This window comes from Candidatus Similichlamydia laticola (genome assembly GCF_003339615.1).
GTDB lineage: Bacteria > Chlamydiota > Chlamydiia > Chlamydiales > Parilichlamydiaceae > Similichlamydia > Similichlamydia laticola.
In genome coordinates, this window is the sequence record NZ_QQBG01000013.1 from 1 (window position 1) to 24100 (window position 24100).

The window sequence follows — 24100 nt, forward strand, 5'->3', positions numbered from 1 at the left end:
AGAACAGTAAGGCGTGTTGAGAGCTTAGAAATGAAATCATGCGATTTTACATAAGAAAACCTTTTTTTTAACGAAATTTCTATTAAAAAAATAAAGGCTCGTACCCTTTTCCAGAGGCCTGGTCTTTGTATTTGATTTTTCATAGTTCTTTTGGGAACAAAACCTTTAAGGCTAGATTTTCGTTCAGAAGGAACTTGAGGTGAAGGGGAAGAAGCATTTCGACCATCATGAACATGTTGGGAATCCATGAGCAAATTATCCAGATGAAATTTCAGAATTGTTTTCTAGTTGTCTTAAGAAGCCATATTGAGTCTTTGTTCAGCTTTTACTTTTAAGCCAAACAAGGCAATAGCAATATAGAAAAATTGCAAAAGAGCAAAAGAAAGCGTAGCTACTGCAGAAAGAGGAGGAGGGGAGACTTGCATAATAGCCTGAGAAAGGAAGGCTGTTGTTGCAAGAGCATTGAGGAGGACGATTCCAATCTTTAAGAGAAGACTTTTTTTTGAGACAGTCGGATCTTTAAGCGTTTTCATTAACTCACTGATAGCTTCGATAGTTGAAGATAGGGAGCTTAAAAAAGAGAGAGCTATAACACCAAGTGATAGAGCCGGAATAAAAACAGCAGCTATTCGCAAAGCATGTGAGGCAATGCCTGTTAGAGAGGCTCCAAGCTCTGCAAGCATTTGAATGAGATGTTGCTTAGAGGTTTTCTCGACTAGTTTTGCCCTTTCTTCTACAGATATCGCTCCAGGATACAACCTGGCTTTGCTATAGAGCTTTAGGAAAGAAATAAATCGCACGACCATTTGCGCTATATTAAACGCTTCGAAACAAAGTCCAGCTATGCCAAGACCAATCTCTCCTATAGAAGCACCGCGCAAAGCTCCAATTTCTGCTAATTGATGAAATAGTAGAGAGAAAGAATAACCCCCAACAACAATTGAATGACGTAGAAGAGACTTCTTTGTCGTTTCGCTTTGCTGAGAAAAAGCTAGCTTCATATTTTGAACATACTTAGAGAAAGGGGAGTTCTTCAATAGCTCAATCGGCCGCCCTTTTAATCTTTGCCAAGAGACGTAATTAAAGCTTTGCCTTGATTGATTCCAAATTTTTTGCAAAGCCGTAAAGATTCTTACTAAACGATCTTCTTTTCGAGAAGGAGCGGGTATATTCTCATCTGAAGAAGCAGCTTCGTCCAAACGCTCAGGCGATTGGTTTGAGATAGAAATACGACGAGTGTCCATGGGATAGAAGGAAACGAAACAGTTTTAATTGAAAGAGAGCTCTCACACAACTTGGCAGGAAGAAAGGGTCGGACAGAATCAGTTCTAATCTAAAGAGCTCTCGAGGTTGGAAAGAACAGAAGAAACAAAAGAAGACCGGGGTGCTAATGAAATCCGGGAAAACACCCGTACCCAAAACCAAGCCCCATCCTTATTCAGACAAACATACTTTAGTGGTTTCCTTCAAGCTGCGGGGGAGCAGAACGGTCTTAACGTCTGATAATGTTTGTTATGTTGTGTCTTAGAATACAGAAAAACGCACCTTCCTCTAGGTGCGTTTACCGGACGACCAAATGTCTACTGATCAAGGAGCAATTTAGTCCGTAGCTCTTGCTCCTTCAATCTTAACATGCCAAGGACGTATTTGCTCAGATCTCCATTTGTGAAAACAGAGACGAGAAATTCTCCATTGCCAACATTTTTTGCATCGAAACGTAAATGTTGCTTATTCGGGCCTTGAGGGCCTAAAGCCCATCCCCCGCTAACAAATACAAGGATTGGTAATCGAAATCCCACGAACCTTTTTTGAAAGACATCTTGTAGCAAGGCCTTGGATCCGGAGTTTAGCACCCTTACATAAGGAACTAAAGTGCTTCTCTCCAAGTAATTCTCCAAGGAATCGGCCAAAGCCGTAAACTCTTGAGCATAATAAAAGATCAAAAAAGGTTTTGTTAGATCCTTAAGAGCAAGCTCTTTCTTAAGCTGATGTTCTTCTTCACTATCCAATGGAACATAAAGAATTTCCTCTCCTGCAATAATCGGAGCCTTATTGCCTTTTATAATTTCCTCAATCCGGGCAGCACTATCTGGTACACTTTGAGCAAGGGACATGCCCTCAGATAGAAGCAAAGATTCTGGAGAAAGCAATCCGGGCTTATCAGGGCCAATGGACGCTGGCTCACGTAAAGCAAGTAGATTTTGATCGATTTTACCGTAGTAAAATGGCATTCCCTGAAGGAGACTCCAAGCCATTTGACGCTCTTGTAGAAGCTGTTTACTTTCATTGAAAAAGGGCCGTGTACGCTGAGAGGCAAAAGAATCCCTTATGCTCCAGTTCGAACGATCTTTTTCTGGTCCAAAAGCAAGGTTCTTCCGACCGGAGCTGTTTTGCCAGTCCAAGATCACAATGTCTCTCTTATTAGGCATTGCTATTAGATCCTTCTCTGCTTCTCCCTTCATCCATCGACTCGCATTACCCCCCCCTAGAGTGGGAAGCGCGTGTAACAATCCAATCAACCAAACCGTGGAGCAGATGCGGCACTTTTTAAACACGGCTACTCTCCTTCTTCTGCAATTTCTAGAGAACAAAGTTGCTCTTATTCCGTTATGACTTCTTGTTCAACCAAAAACGATTCCTCCTGCTTATCGAGGACGCTCAAGATGATCTTGGGAAGAAGACCCTGCTCATGAAGCCATATGAGAGTCGATCCAAAAAAAGTACCACCACTTAAAGCATTAGCTAAAGAAGTGCCTCCATAAAATCCTTCCCTTTGATCTAAACGAAAAACAGCAAGAGAAGGCAGAGGCAAACAATTCATAGCACTATGCTTAGCATCGATAAGCAAGGGAACAATTTGGACCTTCTCTCGGACAAGAGCAAAAGCCTCTTGCTCAATGATAGATTGATAAATCGTACCGCCAGGGTGATCTAAAACGACAACAAAGACACCAGGAAAGGCAAAACGTGCGGGATCAGATGGAGAACTCCAACAAGACAATCCACGCTCAATCACCTCGCTAAAGGCATCACATGTGCTTAAAAAATCTTTATAGAAATGATTTTGGGATTTTTCAAAAGATTCCCCGAGCAAAGGGCCTTCTCCTCTGAGGGGACAGAGAAAAAACAGACAAGGCAGAAGAAGATAAAACCAAGAATTTTTCATAAACAGGTCCTCCGAATTCATCGTTCCTACGTAGCCTACAACAACGCACGCCCTCACATCATACCAAATTTGGGAGAAGACCTTGTACGGAGAAAAGCTTTTGTATTCGGCCAGCCCTTACTCTTTTTAGAAGGGCAAACTGCACCGAATTAAGTCGTTTTCCATAATGGTGTCAATAGCTCTGAGCGAGATCACTCTCTGATAAGATGTAGAACTCGCATAGCCTCCATGACGGACCCTTCTGCTTGAACTAAGTGACGAAAACCTACAGAGGAGACAAATGTAATTCTTAGACTGCTAAATCCTGTTTTCTCTTCTTCATGAGTCGGGAATCGAATGCACACGAGCTCTATATCGCTTCCTGACGTCCCCCTTTCAAATGAAAAAAGATTTTCGAGGTCAAGTGGCGTGACCATTCGTACACATACATCTCTTGATAATTTGTGCAACTCATGATCTGTTAAAGCCTCAATATGAGGGCTGTGTTCCGAGATGAGAAAAAGCTGAACACCCCTTCGCTGAACTTTGGAAACAAGTTTTGGAAGCTCGCCAGAATAAAGCCACTGTGGTCGAGCTGACAGCTGAAGAGAGCTACATAGAAGAAGAAAGAAGAAAGACTTACAGTTTTTCCAAAACATTAGGGAACCTTAAGCATTGAGGAACAGCAAAAAGAAATGAAGATTGAGAAAGACAATTCCCCTTCTATTGTATAAAAATTAATTTTTAGAAGACAGAATAAACAGAGAGCTCCCCCTCCCCTCGAGCTCAAAGGGAAGGATGCCGCTGTATTAAAGAGCTCTTTTAGTGGGTGAAGAGGGAGGTAGCTGAATTTCTCGAAATGAGATCACTTCTTTTTTTTCTGGTCTGAATTGCTCTTCTTTTCCCCCCTCGGACAGATCATTCACAGGAATAGGCGAAGCAAGATCTTGAAGAGGTGCACCTCTAAGGAAGAGATTCATTTCTTCGATAAGAATCCCCCTGGAATAAAGCTCATGTACCTCCCTATTGGAAAAACTCTCCGCCGACACAATCCGAACAGCAGATCCGGTTCTTGAAGCCTCCATTTTGATCAAACAAATCGAAGGAGCTGCGCTGTTGTCTTCCTCCTGTGGTCTAAAAGAGACCAATACTTTGATATCTCTATCCGAAATGGGCAGGACAAAGAAATGTTTCCAGACCCATTCCAACTCTTTCTCACTGAAATCAAAGACACCAGGATCAACCATTAAGCAAAGAGCTTTGCCAGCTTCTAAAGCCCTGCAAATCTCCTTCAGGAGGTCCATATCTTGAGTTTCATTCAAATTTAGCCAGGATAACTGGCTAAGCACGTTTTGCACTTTTCCTTGTGGCTCTGTGAGTTTGAATCTGCGTGTTTTTACCTCTCTCCCGTGGAGAGAAGTCATCAGCATCGCACATCCTAATGTCGCATAAAACATGCGATACAGCAATCTCCTTGAAGAAAACATAAACTGAAAGGCTCCTGTTAAGAAGTAGGTACGACGAGCAACCCCTATAACAGAAATGAAATCTTCTTTGAAGAGACAGAAAAAAGAAAACCCTCCTTTAAGAGGGTTTTCTTAAAAACAACTAAGTCCTCCAATATTTAGGACGTAGCTGAAAGATTAATCGGCTTGTTCCTCTGTCGAAGAGCTCTCTTCGGAATCGCTCTTAACATTTCTTTGATCGGAGCCAGAAGAAGTCTCTTCCTCGGATGTTTGAACTCGCTGAATTACACCTTCTTCAGTGGTTTGAATCACCGTCGCTTCACCCTCATTACAGAAAGCTGAAGCCAATGGAGAAAAACTAGCTACGTTGGAGAGAAGAGCTATCAGAAGGCTTTTTTTAAACAGATTGAAGTTTGTCATGAGTTTTGCCCTTGCAAGTTTTTAACAAATTGTAAACATAATTTGGTTTATTGGCCAAGATTCAATCACGGGCCGGCTTCCGCAATTGCCTTGATTTCTCAGAAAAAGGGAAGAGAGATTCAATAGTATCTTCTTGAAAAAGCGAGCCTCTTTTCAATGCATTGGAAAGATCTTTTGTGCCTCCAGAGCATAAGAGAGACCAAGTTACGTGCCAATAATCTTCATTATCTTCAAACGTAGATAAGGATAGCACGCAAGACTTAGCTGCCTCAATAGATACACTTCCTCCTACCTCTCCTCTAGAGAAAAAATCTATAAATTGAACGAACAAATCTTTTCTAAGAATAACCCAGCAAATTTCTGAGTTTGGATAGTCCCCTTGTACGAACCCCGTCTTCTTTAACTGGCAAAAAACACCCCAAAGGGCACACCCTTTGCAAAAAGAATTAGAATTCTGGACTCGGGGAAAACAAAGCCACAGAGGAAAAGATTTTTCTTGATCAGGGTCCCAAACACCGATCAAAAACACCTGTCGCTTTCCAGCGTCTAAATTGGGCATGCACGATCTAACGATCAAAGAAAAGAGCTGTGTAACACTTGCAACCTCTGAGAACTCCTCATTATCTAAAGAGTGCTGGTGCCCAAAAGAAGGGAGGTGTTCCTGTTCAAAAGAGGAATTTCCTAATAAAGAAAAGAGAGTCGTGCAGACTAAAATAACTTTTTTTTGAAGGATATGCATTACGGTTCCCTAGGGATTCAATCCAAATCGATTTTTTAAGCAAGTAGAGCCCGATTTACGCCCCTTTACGTAGAAGAGAGAAGGAGCTAAAAGAAAATAGCAATCTATAACTGATGGAATAGGAAGAAAGAGGCCCCTTTAAGATTGATTGCAATAACGCTAAAGAGGCAGCTGCCTTGAAAAGAAAGAGCAAATCTATGCGTTTCCACCTATTAACTGCTTGTCTCTCGTTTCCGATTCAATGTCAAGCTTTTATTTAAACTTTGGACTGAATTGTGTGATAACTGAAGTAAGATAAATGTAAGAAAAAGTCATCAGGCTTCAAATCAGATTCTGCTCCTTCCGAACAAAGACGAGAAAGGTAGTCACTGCCTGGAAAAATAGGATCCCACTTTGTCAGGAGGGTATTCCCTTCTAAACGCGGACACACAACAACACCATAAATTGCGATCTTAATATAAATTTTAAGGGCCCGGCAAACAACTCCAGGATTGCTCATAACGATATAACAGTGTGTATTTAAATAACGTTCTGCATTATCTGAAAAACCAGGGAAAAATACGCTGGGATCTTCGTTTGTAACAATGAGTAATTTTTTATCTTCCGCAGCCTTCTTACACCATTCTAGCAATTGCTCGGGTGTATCTACCATGCCTTGAACAATGAAATTATGGTGCACACCATCCTCATCGTGGTCAACATCTTCTGGAGGGCTCGAGGAAAGACCTCCTACTGGTTGTTTATCTTGCCCTGCATTTTGACGTTCGCCCGAATGGCCATCAGACGATAACGGTTCATGTGCTAGATTAGAAGAAGTCGAAGATGTATTTCCAGATGTAGAACCAGTGCCGTTAGACGAAGTTGACGTAGAATTAGTTGGCGATTTCGAAGTGCGCAGTTTATGAACTGCGTTTTTATGTGAGAGCTCTCGTGGATGTCCAACATGATCGCTTTCTTCGGAGCTCAAATCAACCTGCTGCTCCCCGTCCTCATCTTTCTGACGATCATCTTCTCCTTCCTCCATAACGCCCTCTGTGCCATGCACGGGCATCCCGTCATTACCGTTCTGGCCATGTGAAATTGGACCAGAAGTGGAAACTTCAAACTCCACCCTATCAGACTCCCCTTCCGGACCTCCAACGCCTACCGGAGAGGCCTGTGCTCTTATTTCAAACAGGCTAGGACAAGACAAAAAAGGCAGAAGAACATAGAGCGCATACTTTGGAAAACGCCGTTTCAAGAACAATTCAAATCGAGGAGAAATCGAGAAATTAAACATAAGATTACTTTGGAAGTGTAGGAAGATTAACAAAAATTATCTGCTTCTATGAAGTCTAAGATGAAGAAAAAAACGGTGTAAGTCGACCTGCTTGTTCATTAAATCAATGAAAAGTTGCTGTCCTGGATAAATCATTAACCATTCCAAAAATATGCCGTCCACTTCTTCGTTGAACTCAGGACAGATCATTATACCAGTAACAGGAAAAGAGCAATCGAATTGGCAGGTCTGTGAAATTGCGGAAACCGTACTAGAAACCAAATGACAAGTCTTAGCAAGATGCGCTAGTCCACTATATTCGAAACGCTTAAAGTACCTTTCTGCATTTCCTAAAACAACAATCAAGACTTTTTCATCCAAAGCAGCCCTCTTACACCACTTGAGGAGAGTCTCTTCATCCTTTGCTTGTTCTAAAGGAAAGTTGAACCCGTTGAGCATGAGAAGAGAGCTATCACCTTTCGAGGTCGAGGTAACATGCCATTGGTCCGACACAGAGGTGGAAACAATTCCTTCGGCACAAGGACCAACCTCTGTCTTCAAGTCATTTTCTTGTTCTAAAGTCATGCATGGCTCATTTGAATCAAGATAGGGATCAGTTTCTACCTGAGATGAAACAACATGCCATCTATCCAGTGCAGTAGTGGAAACAATTTCCTCAGTACAGGAACCTTCTACTTCCAAATCATCTTCCTGCTCTGAGGGAGTACACTGCCCTTCCGGAATGAGAGGTGGAGCAGCTTCCACAGCACAACCACACTCCTCTAAATCATCATTCTGGGACGAAACAATATGCCATTTGTCTGACGTGGAAACAGGGATAATTTCCTCAGTACAGGAACCTTCTACTTTCAGATCATCCTCCCACTCTAAGGGAATACATTGCCCCTCCGAAATAAGAGGTGGAACAGCTGCAATGCCGATCTCTTCTAAATCGTCCTCCTGAGACGAGAAAACGTGCCACAGCGCAGAAGTAGAAATAGTGTCCTCGTTACAGCGGGAGCAGCTTTCGGCTTCCAAGTGTTCGCCTCCAGACCCTGGAGCCCTTTCCCCCGAAGGCAGAACAAGCGCATCCTTATCCTGGCCTTGAATAAGGTCATACCCCTCTTCCTCTCCAACTAAACAATGCACGAACAGTCCTGGAAACCGAGGAGCCTTTTCAAAAGCAGAGGGCTGACTTGCTTCTAAATCACTACAAACGGTAGTTCCAGGTGTTAGGTCAGAAGAGGCTAAAGGATTGATATCCAGAAAAACGGACCTCTCGCCACTTTCAATGACTTTATTTTCTAAGGTATCTTCCCCTGTTATTGAAGATTCTGATTCGATCTCTTCTAGAATCGGTTCACAACAACCAAAGTTCTGGATCGACTCAATTAAACTAGGCAAAAAGACACTGCCAGCCAACATGGCATTTGGTACGAGACAGATGAATAAAAAAGAAAGAAGGACCGTGCGAAGCAAGAAGGCAGGAAAAAGGCGCATACGCAAATACCGGAAATTGTGAAACGGATAGTTAAGACAAAGCCAACCGGGTAGCATTCTTGTCTACCACATTCGGACCACAGCAACCACCAGTGGCGATTCTATAACATACCTCTATATCTTTTCATCTAAGAAGGAAAAATGAACAGTAGCCCGCCAGCAATTTGATAAAGGCCCCTCAAAATCCACTTCTTCGATAAAATCCTACTGTTCTCTTGCACCTTCTTCTGTTTCGACTAAAGGAACTTGTTCTTTCAGTTTTCCGTTGAGCTTCTCAAAGAAATGTCGCGCGCTCGTGCTAGAATGCATCACATCGGCAAATACCTCTGTTTTCCCAGTCAAAATCACCCAATGAATCAGGATTAAATCTTCTGAATTCCTATCCGCAACCGGACACGCAAAAACTGCAACAGCTTCTTCCCCTTCGAGGTCCAAAGGAATGCTGAACCCATTGCCAACAGTCGCTTTTTCAGACTGCAAGATATGACATTCCTTGCGTAACTTTTTCAAGCCTGATTCGGACAATTTCTCAAAGATTGAAATATCTGAAGATAACAGAACAACAAGACAACGTTCTTCTTCAGCTGCCTTTCTTGTCCAACTCATTAAGTCATCCACATCGATAACCTTACGAACAACAAGAAGAGCCATCCCTTCATTGACTTCTGGAACTAAAACTGTGTTGGACGAGTCGTGCTCTGAAGAAAAAACGGGAGCTTCTCCCAAAACAAAATTTGGAGAAATACAAAAAGAACAGGCCATCAATAATGGTAAAAAGGTTGGCCCGAACAGGAACGAAAGTGAAGAGACAACACGACTATACATGGACATAAGCGAAAACCGCAGGGTTGACAAGGTTAATGACGAAAGGAAGAGAAGTCAGGAAGCTCCCTTTAAGGAAGACAAAGTCTGAAGGTTTGCGGGGAAACTCCAGATTAGAGAAGCCGACCGAAGCCCCTAAGAGCAATTTTAGCAAAAAGCCCATTTATCCTGAAGGAGGAAGAACAGTCAAAACCTTAACTTTATAGTTCGGTGCAACATACCTTTTCTGTCTTAGATGATGGAGAGGTCGCACGTGGTACTGTCATGTTTGATCTTGCAAGTAAAGATCCATTTTGGTTCGGGTGGTGACTATTGTGTTCCAAAACCTCGCCGAAAAACTCCTCTTCCTCGTTAAGGGTCGGTAAAATGAAGAAACTACCCTCATACCTTGTAGAACGAACCCGAACGGGACTGGCTATCTCCCCGATAGAAAGCACCGTCATCCGATCCGATGATACTGCGATGCCTAAACGCGCGGATATTAGAGATACAACAGCAGGATTCAACGGCAAAGATGGAGGAACAGGCACGACAGAACGACGAGCATCCACTGTGTCTTCTTCCACATCATAGAATTCCTCATCTTCTGAGTCGCTCTGTAATGTCTCGTGGACTTGCCTTGCACCAGAAGATCCTGTTGATGGGCTGACATCGTCATCACTCTCTAAAGGGGGCATATCATCATACAATCCCTCCACATCAACAGACTGTTCCTGGTTAGAACTCGAGCGTGCTTGCCTTGTCTCGTCAACAATTTCGAACGCATCACTATTGCCGGGTGGAGGCGTTATAACGATATCAGGCGCAGATTCGCGTGTTCTAACCTCTTCTTCCTCTGCAAGAGCCAGTAACTGTCTTCCTTTGCTTCGAGCTCGGAAAAGACGCTGGAGGTTATACATAAAAGCAAGAGCATGACAAAGCAAAAGAACACCGTCAGGCCCAAGTTCTTGCATAATTATTGAAATAAGTTCATCAGCATGGTTTTCAATGTCTGTGTCTATAACGACTTCTTCATTTCTTGCTTGTCGCACATCAAAAACTCCACTCTCAGTGGTTCCAAGAACGGTCGTATTCCATTCTGTAAAGGCTGTAGTTGTTGGTGAAGTGGTTGTACTTACCTCTGCAAGTAAACCACTTAGACCCAGACCACTCAAGTCAGCAATCAAAGCGGCAGTTAAATAGGACAAAGATGCCATTGAAAAAACCGAAGTAGCGAGTGCACAAACAACTGCCCGTTGATGTATTAAAATCTCTTGCCATCTAGAAGGATTTAAACGAACAAGCTCACTCAACGGAGGCAAGGAAGAAGTGCCCTCTACCCCTCCTTCTGATTCTACGGTTGAAGGACGTCTTATGTTCTGAATTCTTTCCTGAAAGACAGACAATCGTCTACGAACATCCACCATGCCTATACCTCTCCCTCTTCCCTGGTTTGGGCCCGCTCCGTCAGCTTGATCTGCACTTCCTCTCCTTCCAAGCCCCCCCATGGCAGAAACAATTTGAGATGCATAATGCGTAATACTTCTGCTTGGATGTACTGCAATTAGAACCTGAGATGAAAAAGCTGTCGCTGCTGCAACTGAATAGCCAATCCAAGAAAAATCAGTCGAAGACAAAGCAGAAACTAATAACGCGGTGGCTGCTACAGAAGCAGCTGTAATAACAGCTTTAAATAGTTTTTCTCTGGGCCCATGTCTTTCGCGCAAGATTTCTCGTACCCGTTCATCAGGACATTGTGTTGTCAAGATGGAAGTCACCGCAGACTCCGAACGAACTCTTGGCTCTTGTTCAGCTTGGTCCAAACTGATCCAAGTTACCCTACGCTCAGAGGGAGAAAGAGTAGACTCGTCTCTTGAATTGAGAACGTCTCCATTTCTTGTGAGTGGATTTAAAGACAAGACTTGTGTGGATTGAGTCGTCGAGACTAAACCAGATTGTCTTGGTGTGTTTTCAGAGGAAGTTGAAGAGTTCGTAGTTGTTGTGCTTACATTATTAACATTTTGTATTGGTGACATAAAATTCCTTATTGAAAAAAGAAAGGACTGAAAAGCAGAAGAAAACTGAATTATGAAAGAAAAAGAATTGACAGAGCAAAATGAAGGGAAAACTGAGAGATTTCCCTGGAAGGGAACTTTCGAAAAAGCAAGAATTGCTTAGAAGAGATTAAAGACAATGATACAAATCATTGCTCCAAGTAAAATTCTACAAAAAAGAAAGAGAAAAAGTCTACTTTTTTGCAAAGACTTTTACTTAAAAAAGAGTAAGATATTCGTTTTAAATATAAAAAAACTTGTTTTATTTTTCCTCAAAATCGAAGTGATTTTCTAGTCACTAGCTGTTACATTTCAGAAGCAACTGCACGGAGGAAATTGTTTTGGGTGCATTTCTGTGTCTTTCTAACTTGAAAAAACACTTTAATGGAGCTTGTGTCGTTGACATCCCAGAGCTTTGCGTTCAGCGCGGAGAAATCTTCTCCATCTTGGGACCGAGTGGCAGTGGAAAAACATCTCTATTACGCATGATAGCCGGCTTTGAATCCCCAGACACAGGCTTCATTGTTCTCTCCTCAGAAGATATTACACGTCTCCCTGCTAATAAGAGAAAAGTGAACACCATTTTCCAAAACTATGCCCTTTTCCCACACCTAACTGTTTGGGATAACATTGCTTTTGGAATGCAGATTCAAGGCTATCCACTAGAAAAAATACGAGAGGAAGTTGAAGCCATGCTTTCTCTTATTCAGATGAACGAACATGCTGACAAATTTCCTGGAGAGATAAGTGGGGGACAAAAACAACGTGTAGCTATAGGTCGAGCTTTAATCATGAAACCTCAAGTACTTCTTCTAGATGAACCTCTTGCAGCTCTAGATTTAAAGCTCAGACAGAAAATGCTTTTAGAATTGGATCAGATCCATGATGAAGTGGGAATTACCTTCCTGTTTGTTACGCATGATCAATCAGAAGCCATGGGGATTAGTGACCGTATTGCTATCATGAACAAAGGAAAAATCGAACAAGTAGGTACTCCTGCTGAGATTTACGAAGCGCCTAAAAACAGATTTGTTGCAGCTTTCATTGGTGACACAAACTTTTTCAAAGGTCAGGTTTTAAACTCTTTTTCTGATGATTACTTACAAGTAAACGTCGAAGAGCTAGGCCAACTCGTCTGTTATCGAGACCGCCAAACTCCAATAGGATCTTCAATTTGCCTAAGTGTTCGACCAGAAAAATTTTACGTCAGCCTAGAAAGGCCTAATCGCTCACCTCTTTATAACGTAATATCTGGAATTGTGGAGGATATTATCTATCTTGGCTCTCACACTAAATATTGGATACGCGTTGGCATCCATCGTCTTTCTGTTCTCAGGCAACACAACCACTTTCTTTTAGATGAACAGCGCATCTCATGGAAAGATCAAGTCTGGCTGTCCTGGTCTGCGGACGATGGATACATTTTGGAAAGTACAAAAGAAGAAAGAATAAGCTAAGAGAGGCAAGGATGAAATTTTTCAAAAAGAGAACTTTCCTTTTTGAATTAGCAGGATTCTTCCCAGCAATTTTATGGAATGGTTTCTTTTTCCTTTTTCCTCTGTTGACAGTTCTCTGGGTTGCATGTCACACATCTGACATGTATGGAGAGATCCTTCCGGGATGGACATGGAAAACTTTTTTTTCTGCTCTTTACTCTCCCAACTTTTTTTTCATTCTTGTGCAAACACTTTTTATGAGTGCTCTTTGCTGTCTTATTTCAGTTTGCTTAGCTATTCCAATTGGATACTACATCACGTGTTTACCCAGACAAAAACGCCTACGCATCCTTTTTCTTATCATGAGTGTGTTTTGGACAAGTTCTCTCATCCGAATCTTTAGTTGGAAACTGATTTTGCATCCTGATGGTTTTTTAAAATCATGTCTTATTGCAACGGGTTGGGCCTTACCTGAGAGCGTTCTTCTTTACACAAAAGGGGCTGTACTTCTCACAATGGTGCACGTTGCCATTCCCTTTGCTATCCTTCCTATTTGCGCTTCTGCTGATCGCTTCGATTCTTCCTTAATGGAAGCCTCATCAGACTTAGGAGCCTCTGTAATCCAGTCCTTTCTATACGTTTTCATTCCCGGTATTCGTCTAGGGGTCTTACAGGCCACTATTACAGTTTTTCTACAGACGATTAGCTCTTACACCTTTTCTACCCTCGTAGGAGGAACTTCTTGTGAAATGATCGGCAACAAAATTGTCCGCCTTGTTTTACTAGAGCGTAATCTTCCTGTAGGAGCGGCGCTTTCCCTGATTAGTTCCTTTATTGCAATTCTTTGCACTCTGTTTTTTTATACACTATTTTCCCTCAATCGAAAAAAAAGGTCTTTGTAAAATGAGGATGCAAAAATACGCCAAATTCATCACATGGTGCGTTATAGGATTCTGTTATGCACCTATTCTTGTTTTGGTCGTCAACTCATTTAATGTTTGCCGCTCTGGGGCCCTTTGGGAGGGGTTTACGTTAAAATGGTACAGAGAGCTTTTCCAGGCAAGTTCGATTTGGAAAGCAACAAAAAACTCTATTCTCATCGCATGCACATCAACATTCATTGCTGTGCCTATCGGGACCACATCTGGCTTAGCATGCCATTTCTGTAAAAAAAGAAGAGTCCTGAAAGGGATAACCCTCCTGCTTAACAAAATGATCCTAATTATTCCCGACCTACAACTTGCCGTTGGACTTTTACTTTTTTTTTCCTTCATTCACATGAGATTAGGTCTAACGACTCTGATCATTGCACACTCCACCTTTTCGATTGTCTACGTTATACAATCCGTTCTTGCCCGAATGGAGTGCCTCGACTTCTCAATGATTGAAGCTGCTCAAGATCTTGGAGCGAAACCCAAGATCATACTGGCAAAAATCCTGTTCCCTCTCATACGACCTACTGTTCTTGCCAGCGCTATCTTGACCTTTACCGTCTCAATCGACGAATTTGTTTTGACCTCATTTCTGTCTGGACCAACCTCCCCTACACTTCCACTCGAAATTTACGGTATGATCCGTAATGGATTTCCTCCTCTTGTGGATACACTTGCTGTTCTTATGCTAGGATTTTCGTTCGTTGCTTCTTGGGCTTTTCAACAGATTTCCAATGAAAGCTAACACCAGAACAAAGAAGACAAATAAAACTGAACGGATACAAGAAAGACGTTACTCAACATAGAAAAAGCAATATCAACAAGGGCAAACTTCAAATTCCATGTTTCCAAAAGCGTCCACATAATACAGTTAAAAGCTAGACAAACAAATCCACCCAATAAGTTAGCCTCAAAAAGAGCATGCTGAAAAGAGGGGTCATGTCGAAGAATCCAATAGCCATTAGCCAAATCAAAAGCAATCCAGAAAGGAACAGCTTTCCAGAGCACAACGCGTGTTCTCGGTAAAAGGCCAAGATTCGAAAAAATCCACATCCTAGAGATAGTAACAAACCAGAGAACCTCTAATACGGCCCTCAAACAGGACGCGCAGAGTGAAGCAAGGACACAGAACATAGGCTTTCTCCAGGCTCCTTAGCCCATCGAAAAGACTGCCCAAGATAGGATTTGAACCTATACGCCTCTCGGCACCAGATCCTAAGTCTGACGTGTCTACCAATTCCACCACCTGGGCACAGCCGGAACTCTGGCCATTTTCACACGATGAACCCTACTGGTCAAGAAAGAATCCACTTGAACCTGTCTTTTCAATTAAAAGACATTCTGGATCTCGAACCATGCGTAAGCCTGGGACAGAAGCGAACAAACGCACAAGAATATTTCTCAAATCCGTTTTAGAAGGAGCAATATTTTTTTCAACAAGCTGAAGGATATATTCGAATTTATAAAGCTGTCCCCGCTTATAGAAACAAAGATTTAAAAGATCAAATAGAGATTGTAAGAAGTCTATTTCCTCCTTATCAATGACATACCAAAAAACACGCTCAAAGGTCTTAAGTTTCACGGCCCGAAGATAAGGACCCCAAATAAAAGGGTCCCACATGAAACCTTTAACTAATAATTCATTTAAAACAGCACAAAGGGTCGGCTCTTCCGAGCGAAGATACATCCAGTAGGTGATTTCCTCTGCAGTTCCGATACCACCTCTATGACGTAACCAAGGGACAAGAAGATGGTTTGTAGCAGTCTGTAAAATATTCTCTAACCATCTCACGAGGGCAACATAAGAAGAAGCACTCAAAGAAGAAGCTTCATGAACAGAAGAGGAACAAAGACCCATCAAGTCTTTGTCTGATAGAGAGTCGACATCTCTTGGAGAAAGCGTCACAAGTTCCGTCAAAATAAGAACAAGAAGCTTACGATTTTCAAAAAGACGAGTCTTTTTTTTAGGACTTCTTGTTGCTAGCTCCGATAACAGACACTCCCAATCAGATGTTTCGAACATCTCTCGAAACGAAAAAACGTCCATCTGATTCAGGATGTCTCGAATTCTCAAAAAACCTGTTCTACGTAAAGTTTTTAATAATCCTTTAGACAAAGGCAAAACGTCTATACGTTTTTCCACCTCCAATGAAGGAAGCTCCAAAAGAGATGGCTCGTATCTCTTCATTCGACGCATGTACAAAGAAGAAAAGCAAACAGCAGCTAAGTTTTTACTGAATCTATTCATCACTCAACCGAAGTCTTATCTTCAAACGACATCAATGAAATTCCATCTTATCCACAAAGATTCCAAAACAGATCTAGGAGGTAGTCCACGACGAGATACTTCTTTTGCCTGAGCAAGAGCATGTGCAACATGTAGGGGTGGAATCTTGAGATCAGGAGAAGAGATTAAAGACTCGAGTAGACTTTCCCAAAACAGTTCTAATCTTTCTACCTGTTGATCTACGCTGTCATGCATGCCACAAATCAACCTTTCCAAACGAGACAGACTTTCCAAAAAGAGACCTCCAGGAATGGGAAGATCTTGCGTCAAAGAATGAATGACCTCATCCCATCCTTCTGTGAAAAAGGCTAATCGACAAATGATTGCTCCAGGAGAGCCCAAAGTCAACAGTCTCTCTCCAATAGCTCCTTCCGGCAAGGTAATTTGATTTTGGCTAAGAACTGATAAGGTCTCTTCTCGATCCAGCAAATGAAAGCGCAAACGAATACAACGCGACAGAATAGTAGGTAGAACTCGTTCGGGAAAACTAGAGACTAAAATAACCATTGAACTTGGATTAGGAGGTTCTTCAAGGATTTTCAATAACTGTGAAGCCGTTGCAGCCGTCATGCGATCTACGTCATCGAATAAAAAACAAGCCGTTGAACTTTGCCAAGGGTACATATGAGAGATAGAACAGAAGTTATTGATTGCTGAAACGGAGTAAGTTTGTAGCTGATTCTTCGGTTCAAAAACTTGAATCGCATGTTCCGGTGATGTCAACCTTGCTAGATGCTGAGCACACAACCATTTGCCCACACCTTTAGGCCCTTCAAAAAAGAGGACAATAGGACGGTTTTTGCACATTTTCTGAGCCATTTTTAGGATATTTGTATGCCCAACAAGCTTCATGAGACTCACTCTCCCTCAAAGACTCCTTCATATCCTTACAGATCAGACAGAAAAATTACGCTTTGCCCTTCATCAAGCCCTTGACATCCAAAAACTGCAAAGCGTCTCTCAATAAGCCTCGAGGTGATTTGCAACCTTGCAAAAGGAAGACTCTTTCCGGAGAATGCTGAGCAATTGCATGGTAACCTTCCCGCACCCTCTTATAAAAAGCATAGGAACGTCTTTCAATTGCATCAGGATCTTTAATCCTGGCCAAAGCAATTTTTGGACTGATATCAACAACAAAAGTTACATTAGGCTCAATATCGCAACCCGACTGCCTGATTAAGGCACGAATTGCCTCTAAATCAAAACCAGAACCATAACCTTGATAAGCATAAGTCGAATCATTAAAGCGATCGGATACAACCCAATGACCCTGACTGAGTGCCGGAAAAATAATCTGCTCTACATTATAAATCCGTGCAGAAAGAAGAAGAAACAACTCGCTAAGAATCGGAACCTTCTCTTCATGGCAAGAGAAAATATCCCGAATCACGCCTGAAAAGGAAGTCGCTCCCTTATTTCCTCCAGGCTCAGCTGTTTGAGTAACACAAATTCCCTTATTATTCAGAGCTGAACACAGCCCACGCACTAACGTTGTTTTTCCTGAGCCGTCAATTCCCTCGACTGTAACGAACATAAATTACCCAAGCAATCAGAATTTAAGAAGACTCCACATTTGCAACGTATGTTCTCTGAACGGCAACAACTGGATCGTTCTCTTTCAGATGAGCTAAACGAACTCCTTGTGTATTTCTTCCCATAATACGAACGTCACCTGCTCGAATACGAATCGCATGCCCAGTCTTCGTCATGATCAGCACACTATCATCATCTCCAGACACCTTCAAAGCACTCACTACTTCACCATTACGTTCACTTGTAACGATAGAGCGCACCCCAATTCCTCCCCGACTTGCATGCCGGAAACTAGAAACAGGAGATCTTTTCCCAAATCCGTTTTTACAGACCACCAATACGCTCTCAAATCCAGAGACAACTTCGCATCCTACAACTTGATCGGAATGATCACGTAACCGAACACCACGCACACCCCTTGTAGCACGTCCCATTGCTCGAATTTCGGATTCAGCAAAGCGCACAGCCATGCCTAACTTCGTAAATAGCATGACCTGATCCCCTTCAGGAACAAGCTTAGCACTGATCAAAACGTCTCCCTTACCGATTAAAATGCCGGTTACCCCCTTCCTTCTACGACTGTTAAAGGAAGCTAGTTCCGTTTTCTTGACAATCCCCATCTTTGTGCATAAGAGAACATGGAGAGGTAGATCAAAAGAAGAAACGGCAAGCATAGCTGCAACGCATTCTCCCTTTTGAAGATCTTCCAAAATCTGGATAAGAGGCTTTCCCCTTGAACGACGACTACATTCGGCAATTTGCCAACATCTTAGCCAATAACATCGGCCAAAATTCGTGAAGACCAACAAATGGTCATGCGACATAGCAATCACAACGTCTTTAAGGGACTCATCTTCATTTCTCAATTGTAAGCCAGAAACGCCATGCCCGCCCCTCCTCTGTTGACGGAAAGTGGCAATAGGCATCCTCTTGAGGTAGTCGTCTGTAGAAACAGTTACAACAATGGGATCATTCGGTAATAAGTCTTCACATGATAATTCTTCGTAATTGGCAACTATTTCCGTTCTTCTCGGGGCAGAATCGAGCTTTTCGATTTGAATCAACTCTTCCTTGATCAAGTCCTTCACAGCTTCCGTACTCGAAAGCAAATTTTGAAAACAGGAGATTTTCTTTAAAAGATTAGCATGCTCTGAATAGATTTTTTCCTTTTCAAGGCTAGTGAGCTGATAAAGACGCAAATCAAGAATGGCTTGAGCCTGCTTCTTCGAGAGTTGTAACAAGGAGGATACGCTTTGAATAGCATTTTCTTTGTCTGGACTCTCTTTAATAAGGCGAATCACTTGGTCCAAATGTTCGATAACCTTGATATAACCTTCTAAAAGGTGCGCACGCTCTTCCGCCTTGCCAAGTTCAAAACGGCTACGGCGACGAATGACTTCAATACGATGCTCAATCCAACACTGTATGATTTCTCGAATACCAAGTGTCCTAGGCATTCCCCGATCAAGAACAAGCAAGCTACATCCAAATGTAACTTGCATATCAGACAGCTTCCATAATTGATTGACAACGACCTCAGCTGACTCTCCTCTCTTGACATCAACCACAACACGAATACCATCTTTGTCAGATTCATCACGAATATCAGAAATGGCCGTCACTTGCTTTTCTTCTACAAGGTGAGCAATTTGCTCAACCAACCTAGATTTATTAACGCCATAAGGAAGCTGTTCGATAACAATAGCTGTTCGATCTGAAGAAGTTTCTTCAAAATGATATTTGGCGCGCACAATGATTTTTCCACGCCCATTCCGGTAACTGAGGTGAATGCCCTCGTGGCCACAAATCAAGCCTCCAGTCGGAAAATCGGGACCCGGCATGATTGCTAAAATATCCTCTAAAGGGACAGCCACTCCTTTTTCTAAGACCAAACGTGCAGCTCGAGCCAACTCCCCCAGATGGTGAGGAGGGATGTTTGTGGCCATGCCGACAGCAATTCCAGAGCTTCCATTAGCTAGAAGATTTGGAATTTTAGCAGGAAGAACAGAGGGCTCATACGTCGTTTCATCATAGTTGGGCAACATATCAACAGTATGCTTATCTAGATCCTCCATGAGGAACAGAGCGAACTGTGTCATACGTGCTTCTGTGTAACGCATGGCGGCAGGTGCATCTCCGTCAATGGAACCAAAGTTACCTTGTCCATCAATGAGACGATAACGCATAGACCACGACTGTGCCATGCGTACGAGAGTAGGGTAAATAACCTGCTCACCATGCGGATGATAATCGCCAGATGTATCTCCAGAGATCTTAGCACATTTCCGATGCTTACTCGAAGGGCCGAGAGAAAGCTGTTTCATAGCGTACAAAATTCTGCGTTGAGACGGTTTTAGTCCATCACGTACGTCTGGAAGAGCTCGCGAAATGATCACAGACATGGAATACCGCATATAGTTCTCGCGCAACTCGTTTTCGAGGCTGTTCAGAACAATAGATTCATGCCTTTCTTCAGTCGTCATTAAAAGCCTCCGATTAGAAAATGGCGTTAAACATCCAGATTTTTAACAGCTAAAGCGTGCTTTTCGATAAAAGCACGACGAGGAGGGACTTCCTCTCCCATCAGAACATTAAACATCATTTCAGCTTCTTCTGCGTCCTGGATCGAAACACGCACAAGGGTTCTTTTTTTCGGGTCCATCGTCGTCTCCCACAACTGATCTGCGTTCATTTCTCCAAGACCCTTGTATCTTTGAACGGTAACAGCTCGGCGACCGATTTCTTTTAATTGATCTAGAAGGCTCTTTAGGGTGTAAAGAGGCGTCATTTCTTGAGAAACTGTTATTTCGAAAAGTTTCCTGTCGTCTAATAAAAAACTACAAACATCGAGGGAAAAAGAAGAAAGATGTTCTTGAACTTCTGCTAAACGTCCAAGATCAACACAAGAGAGTAAACTGCTCTCCTCTTCAAAGGGTTCTTCACCATGAAAAAAAGTCACTCTCCCACCTGATGCAACAGTCGCACGTCTTGGGATGGAGCCTTTTTCTTCGACCTCCTTAAGAACTTTCAGGAAAGGGACAGCATTCCTCTCACAAAAGAGAGAAAATTGTTCTAATGTCATGACATGTTCTATTAATTTCCTCTTTTCGGCAGAAGACAATTGAACACCTTCTGCATTCGAAAGTATCACCTCTTCCAAGGAAAAATCTATCAGAGAACGACTCATTTCACTTTCTGAATGAATATATTGTGCTCGTTTCTGACGACTCATACGGAATAAGGGAGGAAGCGCAATGTAGATGTGCTGCTCTTCTAATAAAGGCCTCATGTAACGATAAAAAAACGTAAGCAACAAAGTTCGAATGTGCGATCCATCCACATCTGCGTCAGTCATAATAATGATTTTTTTGTAACGCAAACGAGCAAGGTTAAAAGATTGATCCCCGATCCCGCACCCTAAAGAAGCTACTAAGGCTCGAACTTCCTGATTTTGTAGTACTTTGTCTAACCTTGCTTTCTCAACATTAAGAATTTTCCCTCGAACAGGCAAAACAGCTTGAAATCTTCTGTCACGCCCCATCTTTGCCGAGCCACCAGCTGAATCGCCCTCTACAATGTAGATCTCACACAAATTGGGATCACGCTCTTGACAATCAATTAGTTTGCCTGGAAGGCGTGCTCCATCCAAAGCGGATTTGCGTAAAACGAGGTCCCTAGCTTTGCGAGCAGCCTCACGAGCCTGAGCGGAAAGGATCGCCCTTTCACAAATTTGTCTCGAAATTGGAGGATGTTCTTCTAGAAAATTAGTTAATAAGTCACCTGTAAGTTGTTGGACGAAAGAAGAAACTTCTGCATTGCTTAATCTTTGCTTGGTTTGACCTTCAAATTGAGGGTTAGGTAGCTTAACGGAGATCACGGCTGTCAATCCTTCACGAGCATCCTCCCCTGTCACTTGATGTTTCTCGAACTTACTGACACCAGATCGTTTCATCCAGTTGTTCAAAACTCTTGTCAAGGCCGTACAAAAACCAGTCACATGACTGCCACCTTGTTTTGTGCAAATATTGTTTGCATAAGACACAATTGTTTCGGAGCAAGAGGTATTCCAGCGTAAAGCAATATCGACCTGGATAGAACCACTTTCTGTTTCACGTGTTCCAGAAAAAACAAGAGGAGTAGAAAAGAGGGGCTCTTTATCAGAATCCAAAAAAGAGACAAATTCTCCCAACCCCCCCTCATAAAAAAAAGAAACCGTTTCTTCTTCTTTTCTGTTGTCCGAAAAATCGATCCTGATTCCACCATTTAAAAAGGCCAGTTCTCGGATACGGCGCAAAACAACATTTTTATCGTATTCCGTAGCAGAAAATAGACTCTTGTCTGGCCAAAACATAACCTTTGTGCCACGAAAATTTGTTGAGCCAATCTGCTTAAGTGTACCGAGAGGGACTCCTTTCGAAAATTCCATTTCATAGATTTTCTGATCTCGACAAACCTGAACGAGGAAGCGTTCTGACAAGGCATTCACGCAAGAAACCCCAACCCCATGAAGGCCCCCTGACACCTTGTAAGTGTTGTTATCGAACTTACCTCCTGCATGCAAAACAGTAAGAACAACTTCCAGAGCAGAGACCACTCTGCCCTGTTTCTTGGATTCTCTTTCATGGTTGTCAATCGGAATGCCTCTTCCATTATCTTCGACTACAACGCCGCCATCTTTGAGCAGAGTCACATGGATATTCGTGCAAAAACCTGCAACAGCCTCATCAATCGAATTATCCAAAACTTCATAAAGAAGTTGATGCAACCCAGCAGAACCGGTATCTCCGATGTACATACCAGGACGTTCTCGGACGGCCTGAATCCCCTCCAGAACAGTAATCGAACTGGCATCGTATCGCTGAGTCATGTAGATAATCCCCTTTTCATCCTTACGACTATTTTTTTGACTTCTAGATGAGCTGCGAGTACACCAATCCGATGAAGATAACGCTCACGGAAAAGAGTACACTCTTGAAAGGTGACGAAATCCCTTACACCAATCACAAGGATCCCGGAAGAACACGACAAGACACACGTTCGCGCAAAAAGGCGCTCCCCCACGACCTCCAACCATACACCAGAAACCTGAAAAACCGTATCATTCCTTTCACAGCGTCTTTGCAAGGAGAAAAGATACTGTTGAAGGGTGTACTTGAAGTTCTCATCTCCATCTGAAGGATTTTTCTCTTCACCCACTTGTAAGTCCGAACATAGAAGCTCCTGCGTTACAACTCACCTGAAGATCCACTTCAAATTTAAACTCAATCTCCGAACACCACCAGAGCAGCTCTTGCCCCCCTTAATCTGTACACCTAACGCTTTTCACCAATTGAACCAGTGCCCGACTGGACATAGGAAAAACTCACAAGGGGAAACCTGATAATCACGAAGACCACTTTCCAAATCTTCCAGAAGAGCACGCTCTTCTGCCACGACATCACTCAGACGGAACGTGGAATGGTGACAACCAATGCTTTTTTTTGAAAGTACAAGTTTATGAATCGCCACAGCCTCTCTTGGGCTGATATGATTCTGCCCTAAAAGAGATCTTGGAAGATAAGCCCCTACAGGAACTAGAGAAAGGTCAATGGACCCAAATCGACGCCCGATACTCTGGAAAAGCCCTTCAGAAAAAGCGGTGTCGCCCACATAATAAAGGGTTTTTTTCTTTTCAGATCGTCTTTGAAAACGACAAATCCACCCACACCACATGGACATGTTTCGATCTAACAAGCCACGCCCCGAGTTATGAATAGCAGGCACACTCGTAACATTCACGACCGCTCCCTGTTCAGTGAAGGGAATACGACACTCCTCTCCCCAAGCAAGTTCAATACAATCCAAGCCAAAAGAAGCGACACACTCCCCTACCCCTTTCGGTACAACCAAACAAGAGTTTGGACGCAGTTTAGAAAGATGGGCAATAGTTTGCATATCTAGGTGATCCGGATGATTGTGACTAATCAGAACAAGATCAGCCCCACCTAAAACATCTAAACTAACTGGAGGCAGGCAAGAACGACTAAGTCCTGGCCAAGAAGGAAAACCTGCTCGATAAGACCAAATGGGGTCAGTGAGCAAAGTAATGCCGCAGACTTTTAAGAAAAAAGTTGAATGCCCGATCCAAGAAACAAAGGGTTGATCCAAATGCACTGAAAAAGACCGACATCGAGCTCTTAATCTCCGAAACAGACGCTTTTCTAAAGATTTACGCCCCATAAAACGCTCTGCAAAGCAGAGCTTACTTGTATGAAAAACCCATATAGAAAGGTCACATACTTTCCTAAAAGTGGAAAAGGTGTCATCAGGAGGAGAATAAATATTCGCAATACCCTCTGATTTGAAACGCCGAATCCATAACTTCCAAGAAGGGAAATAGGAACGCAAAGAAAAGAGGAATTTACTTAATCTTTTCTTTGTGAACCAAGCCTGACTGGAGATGCGCTCCTCAGAACCAGGGAAAGCATCACACACCAATACTTTTCGCCTTTCACTCACTGACTATCCTTCTATCTCCACAGCCTCCGTT

The 24100-nt window shown here is 42.6% G+C and carries 23 protein-coding genes and 1 tRNA gene; 3 read left to right on the plus strand and 21 right to left on the minus strand.

Features of this window, described 5'->3' with window-relative positions; all coding sequences use genetic code 11:
• The 12 genes from HAT2_RS03965 to HAT2_RS01840 all read right to left on the minus strand — a co-directional run.
• A partial coding sequence (locus HAT2_RS03965; protein ID WP_220253872.1) for a hypothetical protein occupies window positions 1–248 on the minus strand: 248 nt, incomplete at its 3' end.
• A gap of 45 nt (window positions 249–293) precedes the next feature.
• Window positions 294–1244 carry a hypothetical protein gene (locus HAT2_RS01790; RefSeq protein WP_114544314.1) on the minus strand — a complete coding sequence of 317 codons (951 nt, stop codon included), beginning with the start codon at window positions 1242–1244 and terminating at the stop codon, window positions 294–296.
• Between the two features lie 336 nt (window positions 1245–1580).
• The gene (locus tag HAT2_RS01795) at window positions 1581–2555 is read right to left on the minus strand and encodes a hypothetical protein (RefSeq protein WP_114544315.1); all 975 of its coding nucleotides are present in this window, start codon (window positions 2553–2555) and stop codon (window positions 1581–1583) included.
• A 44-nt stretch (window positions 2556–2599) separates the two neighbouring features.
• Complete coding sequence (locus HAT2_RS01800; protein ID WP_114544316.1) at window positions 2600–3166, minus strand: hypothetical protein; 567 nt, start codon at window positions 3164–3166, stop codon at window positions 2600–2602.
• 191 nt (window positions 3167–3357) lie between these two features.
• Entirely contained in the window at window positions 3358–3804 is a 447-nt protein-coding gene (locus tag HAT2_RS01805) for a hypothetical protein (protein ID WP_114544317.1), read from the minus strand.
• 150 nt (window positions 3805–3954) lie between these two features.
• Window positions 3955–4632, minus strand: a complete 678-nt coding sequence (locus tag HAT2_RS01810) for a hypothetical protein (RefSeq protein WP_147267479.1) — start codon at window positions 4630–4632, stop codon at window positions 3955–3957.
• Window positions 4633–4788: 156 nt separating this feature from the next.
• A complete protein-coding gene (locus HAT2_RS01815; protein ID WP_114544319.1) occupies window positions 4789–5031 on the minus strand; it encodes a hypothetical protein in 243 nt (80 codons plus the stop codon).
• A gap of 61 nt (window positions 5032–5092) precedes the next feature.
• On the minus strand, window positions 5093–5770 hold the full coding sequence (locus HAT2_RS01820; RefSeq protein WP_114544320.1) for a hypothetical protein: 678 nt from the start codon (window positions 5768–5770) through the stop codon (window positions 5093–5095).
• A gap of 256 nt (window positions 5771–6026) precedes the next feature.
• Window positions 6027–7049, minus strand: coding sequence for a hypothetical protein (locus HAT2_RS01825; RefSeq protein ID WP_114544321.1), 1023 nt, complete (start codon window positions 7047–7049; stop codon window positions 6027–6029).
• Window positions 7050–7085: 36 nt separating this feature from the next.
• On the minus strand, window positions 7086–8528 hold the full coding sequence (locus HAT2_RS01830; RefSeq protein ID WP_147267480.1) for a hypothetical protein: 1443 nt from the start codon (window positions 8526–8528) through the stop codon (window positions 7086–7088).
• A 204-nt stretch (window positions 8529–8732) separates the two neighbouring features.
• Window positions 8733–9359: a hypothetical protein gene (locus HAT2_RS01835; RefSeq protein WP_147267481.1), complete on the minus strand. Its 627-nt coding sequence runs from the start codon at window positions 9357–9359 to the stop codon at window positions 8733–8735.
• 191 nt (window positions 9360–9550) lie between these two features.
• Entirely contained in the window at window positions 9551–11365 is a 1815-nt protein-coding gene (locus HAT2_RS01840; RefSeq protein WP_114544325.1) for a hypothetical protein, read from the minus strand.
• Window positions 11366–11724: 359 nt separating this feature from the next.
• On the opposite strand from HAT2_RS01840, the gene HAT2_RS01845 reads away from it, so the two are divergent.
• Genes HAT2_RS01845 through HAT2_RS01855 form a run of 3 tightly spaced genes read left to right on the plus strand, consistent with a single transcriptional unit; the run spans window position 11725 to window position 14496 of the window.
• Complete coding sequence (locus tag HAT2_RS01845; RefSeq protein ID WP_114544326.1) at window positions 11725–12840, plus strand: ABC transporter ATP-binding protein; 1116 nt, start codon at window positions 11725–11727, stop codon at window positions 12838–12840.
• A gap of 11 nt (window positions 12841–12851) precedes the next feature.
• Window positions 12852–13721 carry an ABC transporter permease gene (locus HAT2_RS01850; protein ID WP_114544327.1) on the plus strand — a complete coding sequence of 290 codons (870 nt, stop codon included), beginning with the start codon at window positions 12852–12854 and terminating at the stop codon, window positions 13719–13721.
• A gap of 1 nt (window position 13722) precedes the next feature.
• Window positions 13723–14496 (plus strand): ABC transporter permease, encoded by a 774-nt coding sequence (locus HAT2_RS01855; protein ID WP_114544328.1) that lies wholly within the window; start codon window positions 13723–13725, stop codon window positions 14494–14496.
• On the opposite strand, the gene HAT2_RS01860 is transcribed toward HAT2_RS01855, so the two are convergent.
• From HAT2_RS01860 to HAT2_RS01900, 9 genes are all read right to left on the minus strand, one after another.
• Window positions 14493–14885: a DUF2177 family protein gene (locus HAT2_RS01860; protein WP_114544329.1), complete on the minus strand. Its 393-nt coding sequence runs from the start codon at window positions 14883–14885 to the stop codon at window positions 14493–14495. The two genes, HAT2_RS01855 and HAT2_RS01860, sit on opposite strands and share 4 nt — an antisense overlap.
• 36 nt (window positions 14886–14921) lie before the next feature.
• Window positions 14922–15003 (minus strand) — tRNA-Leu (locus HAT2_RS01865).
• Between the two features lie 36 nt (window positions 15004–15039).
• Window positions 15040–15999, minus strand: coding sequence for a hypothetical protein (locus HAT2_RS01870; protein ID WP_114544330.1), 960 nt, complete (start codon window positions 15997–15999; stop codon window positions 15040–15042).
• 21 nt (window positions 16000–16020) lie between these two features.
• Entirely contained in the window at window positions 16021–16890 is an 870-nt protein-coding gene (locus tag HAT2_RS01875) for an AAA family ATPase (RefSeq protein ID WP_114544331.1), read from the minus strand.
• Window positions 16891–16945: 55 nt separating this feature from the next.
• Window positions 16946–17572, minus strand: coding sequence for a dTMP kinase (gene tmk / locus HAT2_RS01880; RefSeq protein ID WP_114544332.1), 627 nt, complete (start codon window positions 17570–17572; stop codon window positions 16946–16948).
• Window positions 17573–17594: 22 nt separating this feature from the next.
• Window positions 17595–20054, minus strand: a complete 2460-nt coding sequence (gene gyrA / locus HAT2_RS01885; protein WP_114544333.1) for a DNA topoisomerase (ATP-hydrolyzing) subunit A — start codon at window positions 20052–20054, stop codon at window positions 17595–17597.
• A 26-nt stretch (window positions 20055–20080) separates the two neighbouring features.
• Window positions 20081–22438, minus strand: coding sequence for a DNA topoisomerase (ATP-hydrolyzing) subunit B (gene gyrB, locus HAT2_RS01890; RefSeq protein WP_114544334.1), 2358 nt, complete (start codon window positions 22436–22438; stop codon window positions 20081–20083).
• A complete protein-coding gene (locus HAT2_RS01895) occupies window positions 22435–22767 on the minus strand; it encodes a DciA family protein (protein ID WP_114544335.1) in 333 nt (110 codons plus the stop codon). The genes gyrB and HAT2_RS01895 overlap by 4 nt, the downstream gene beginning before the upstream one ends.
• 126 nt (window positions 22768–22893) lie before the next feature.
• Entirely contained in the window at window positions 22894–24069 is a 1176-nt protein-coding gene (locus HAT2_RS01900; protein ID WP_114544336.1) for an MBL fold metallo-hydrolase, read from the minus strand.
• Window positions 24070–24100 lie beyond the last annotated feature (31 nt).

Bases quoted from the DNA above. Each gene is read 5' to 3' on its own strand.
- HAT2_RS01790 (WP_114544314.1), bottom strand. From the start codon at position 1,244: ATGGACACTCGTCGTATTTCTATCTCAAACCAATCGCCTGAGCGTTTG.
- HAT2_RS01800 (WP_114544316.1), bottom strand. From the start codon at position 3,166: ATGAAAAATTCTTGGTTTTATCTTCTTCTGCCTTGTCTGTTTTTTCTC.
- HAT2_RS01805 (WP_114544317.1), bottom strand. From the start codon at position 3,804: ATGTTTTGGAAAAACTGTAAGTCTTTCTTCTTTCTTCTTCTATGTAGC.
- HAT2_RS01810 (WP_147267479.1), bottom strand. From the start codon at position 4,632: ATGTTTTCTTCAAGGAGATTGCTGTATCGCATGTTTTATGCGACATTA.
- HAT2_RS01815 (WP_114544319.1), bottom strand. From the start codon at position 5,031: ATGACAAACTTCAATCTGTTTAAAAAAAGCCTTCTGATAGCTCTTCTC.
- HAT2_RS01820 (WP_114544320.1), bottom strand. From the start codon at position 5,770: ATGCATATCCTTCAAAAAAAAGTTATTTTAGTCTGCACGACTCTCTTT.
- HAT2_RS01825 (WP_114544321.1), bottom strand. From the start codon at position 7,049: ATGTTTAATTTCTCGATTTCTCCTCGATTTGAATTGTTCTTGAAACGG.
- HAT2_RS01830 (WP_147267480.1), bottom strand. From the start codon at position 8,528: ATGCGCCTTTTTCCTGCCTTCTTGCTTCGCACGGTCCTTCTTTCTTTT.
- HAT2_RS01835 (WP_147267481.1), bottom strand. From the start codon at position 9,359: ATGTCCATGTATAGTCGTGTTGTCTCTTCACTTTCGTTCCTGTTCGGG.
- HAT2_RS01840 (WP_114544325.1), bottom strand. From the start codon at position 11,365: ATGTCACCAATACAAAATGTTAATAATGTAAGCACAACAACTACGAAC.
- HAT2_RS01850 (WP_114544327.1), top strand. From the start codon at position 12,852: ATGAAATTTTTCAAAAAGAGAACTTTCCTTTTTGAATTAGCAGGATTC.
- HAT2_RS01855 (WP_114544328.1), top strand. From the start codon at position 13,723: ATGAGGATGCAAAAATACGCCAAATTCATCACATGGTGCGTTATAGGA.
- HAT2_RS01860 (WP_114544329.1), bottom strand. From the start codon at position 14,885: ATGTTCTGTGTCCTTGCTTCACTCTGCGCGTCCTGTTTGAGGGCCGTA.
- HAT2_RS01870 (WP_114544330.1), bottom strand. From the start codon at position 15,999: ATGAATAGATTCAGTAAAAACTTAGCTGCTGTTTGCTTTTCTTCTTTG.
- HAT2_RS01875 (WP_114544331.1), bottom strand. From the start codon at position 16,890: ATGAAGCTTGTTGGGCATACAAATATCCTAAAAATGGCTCAGAAAATG.
- tmk (WP_114544332.1), bottom strand. From the start codon at position 17,572: ATGTTCGTTACAGTCGAGGGAATTGACGGCTCAGGAAAAACAACGTTA.
- gyrA (WP_114544333.1), bottom strand. From the start codon at position 20,054: ATGACGACTGAAGAAAGGCATGAATCTATTGTTCTGAACAGCCTCGAA.
- gyrB (WP_114544334.1), bottom strand. From the start codon at position 22,438: ATGACTCAGCGATACGATGCCAGTTCGATTACTGTTCTGGAGGGGATT.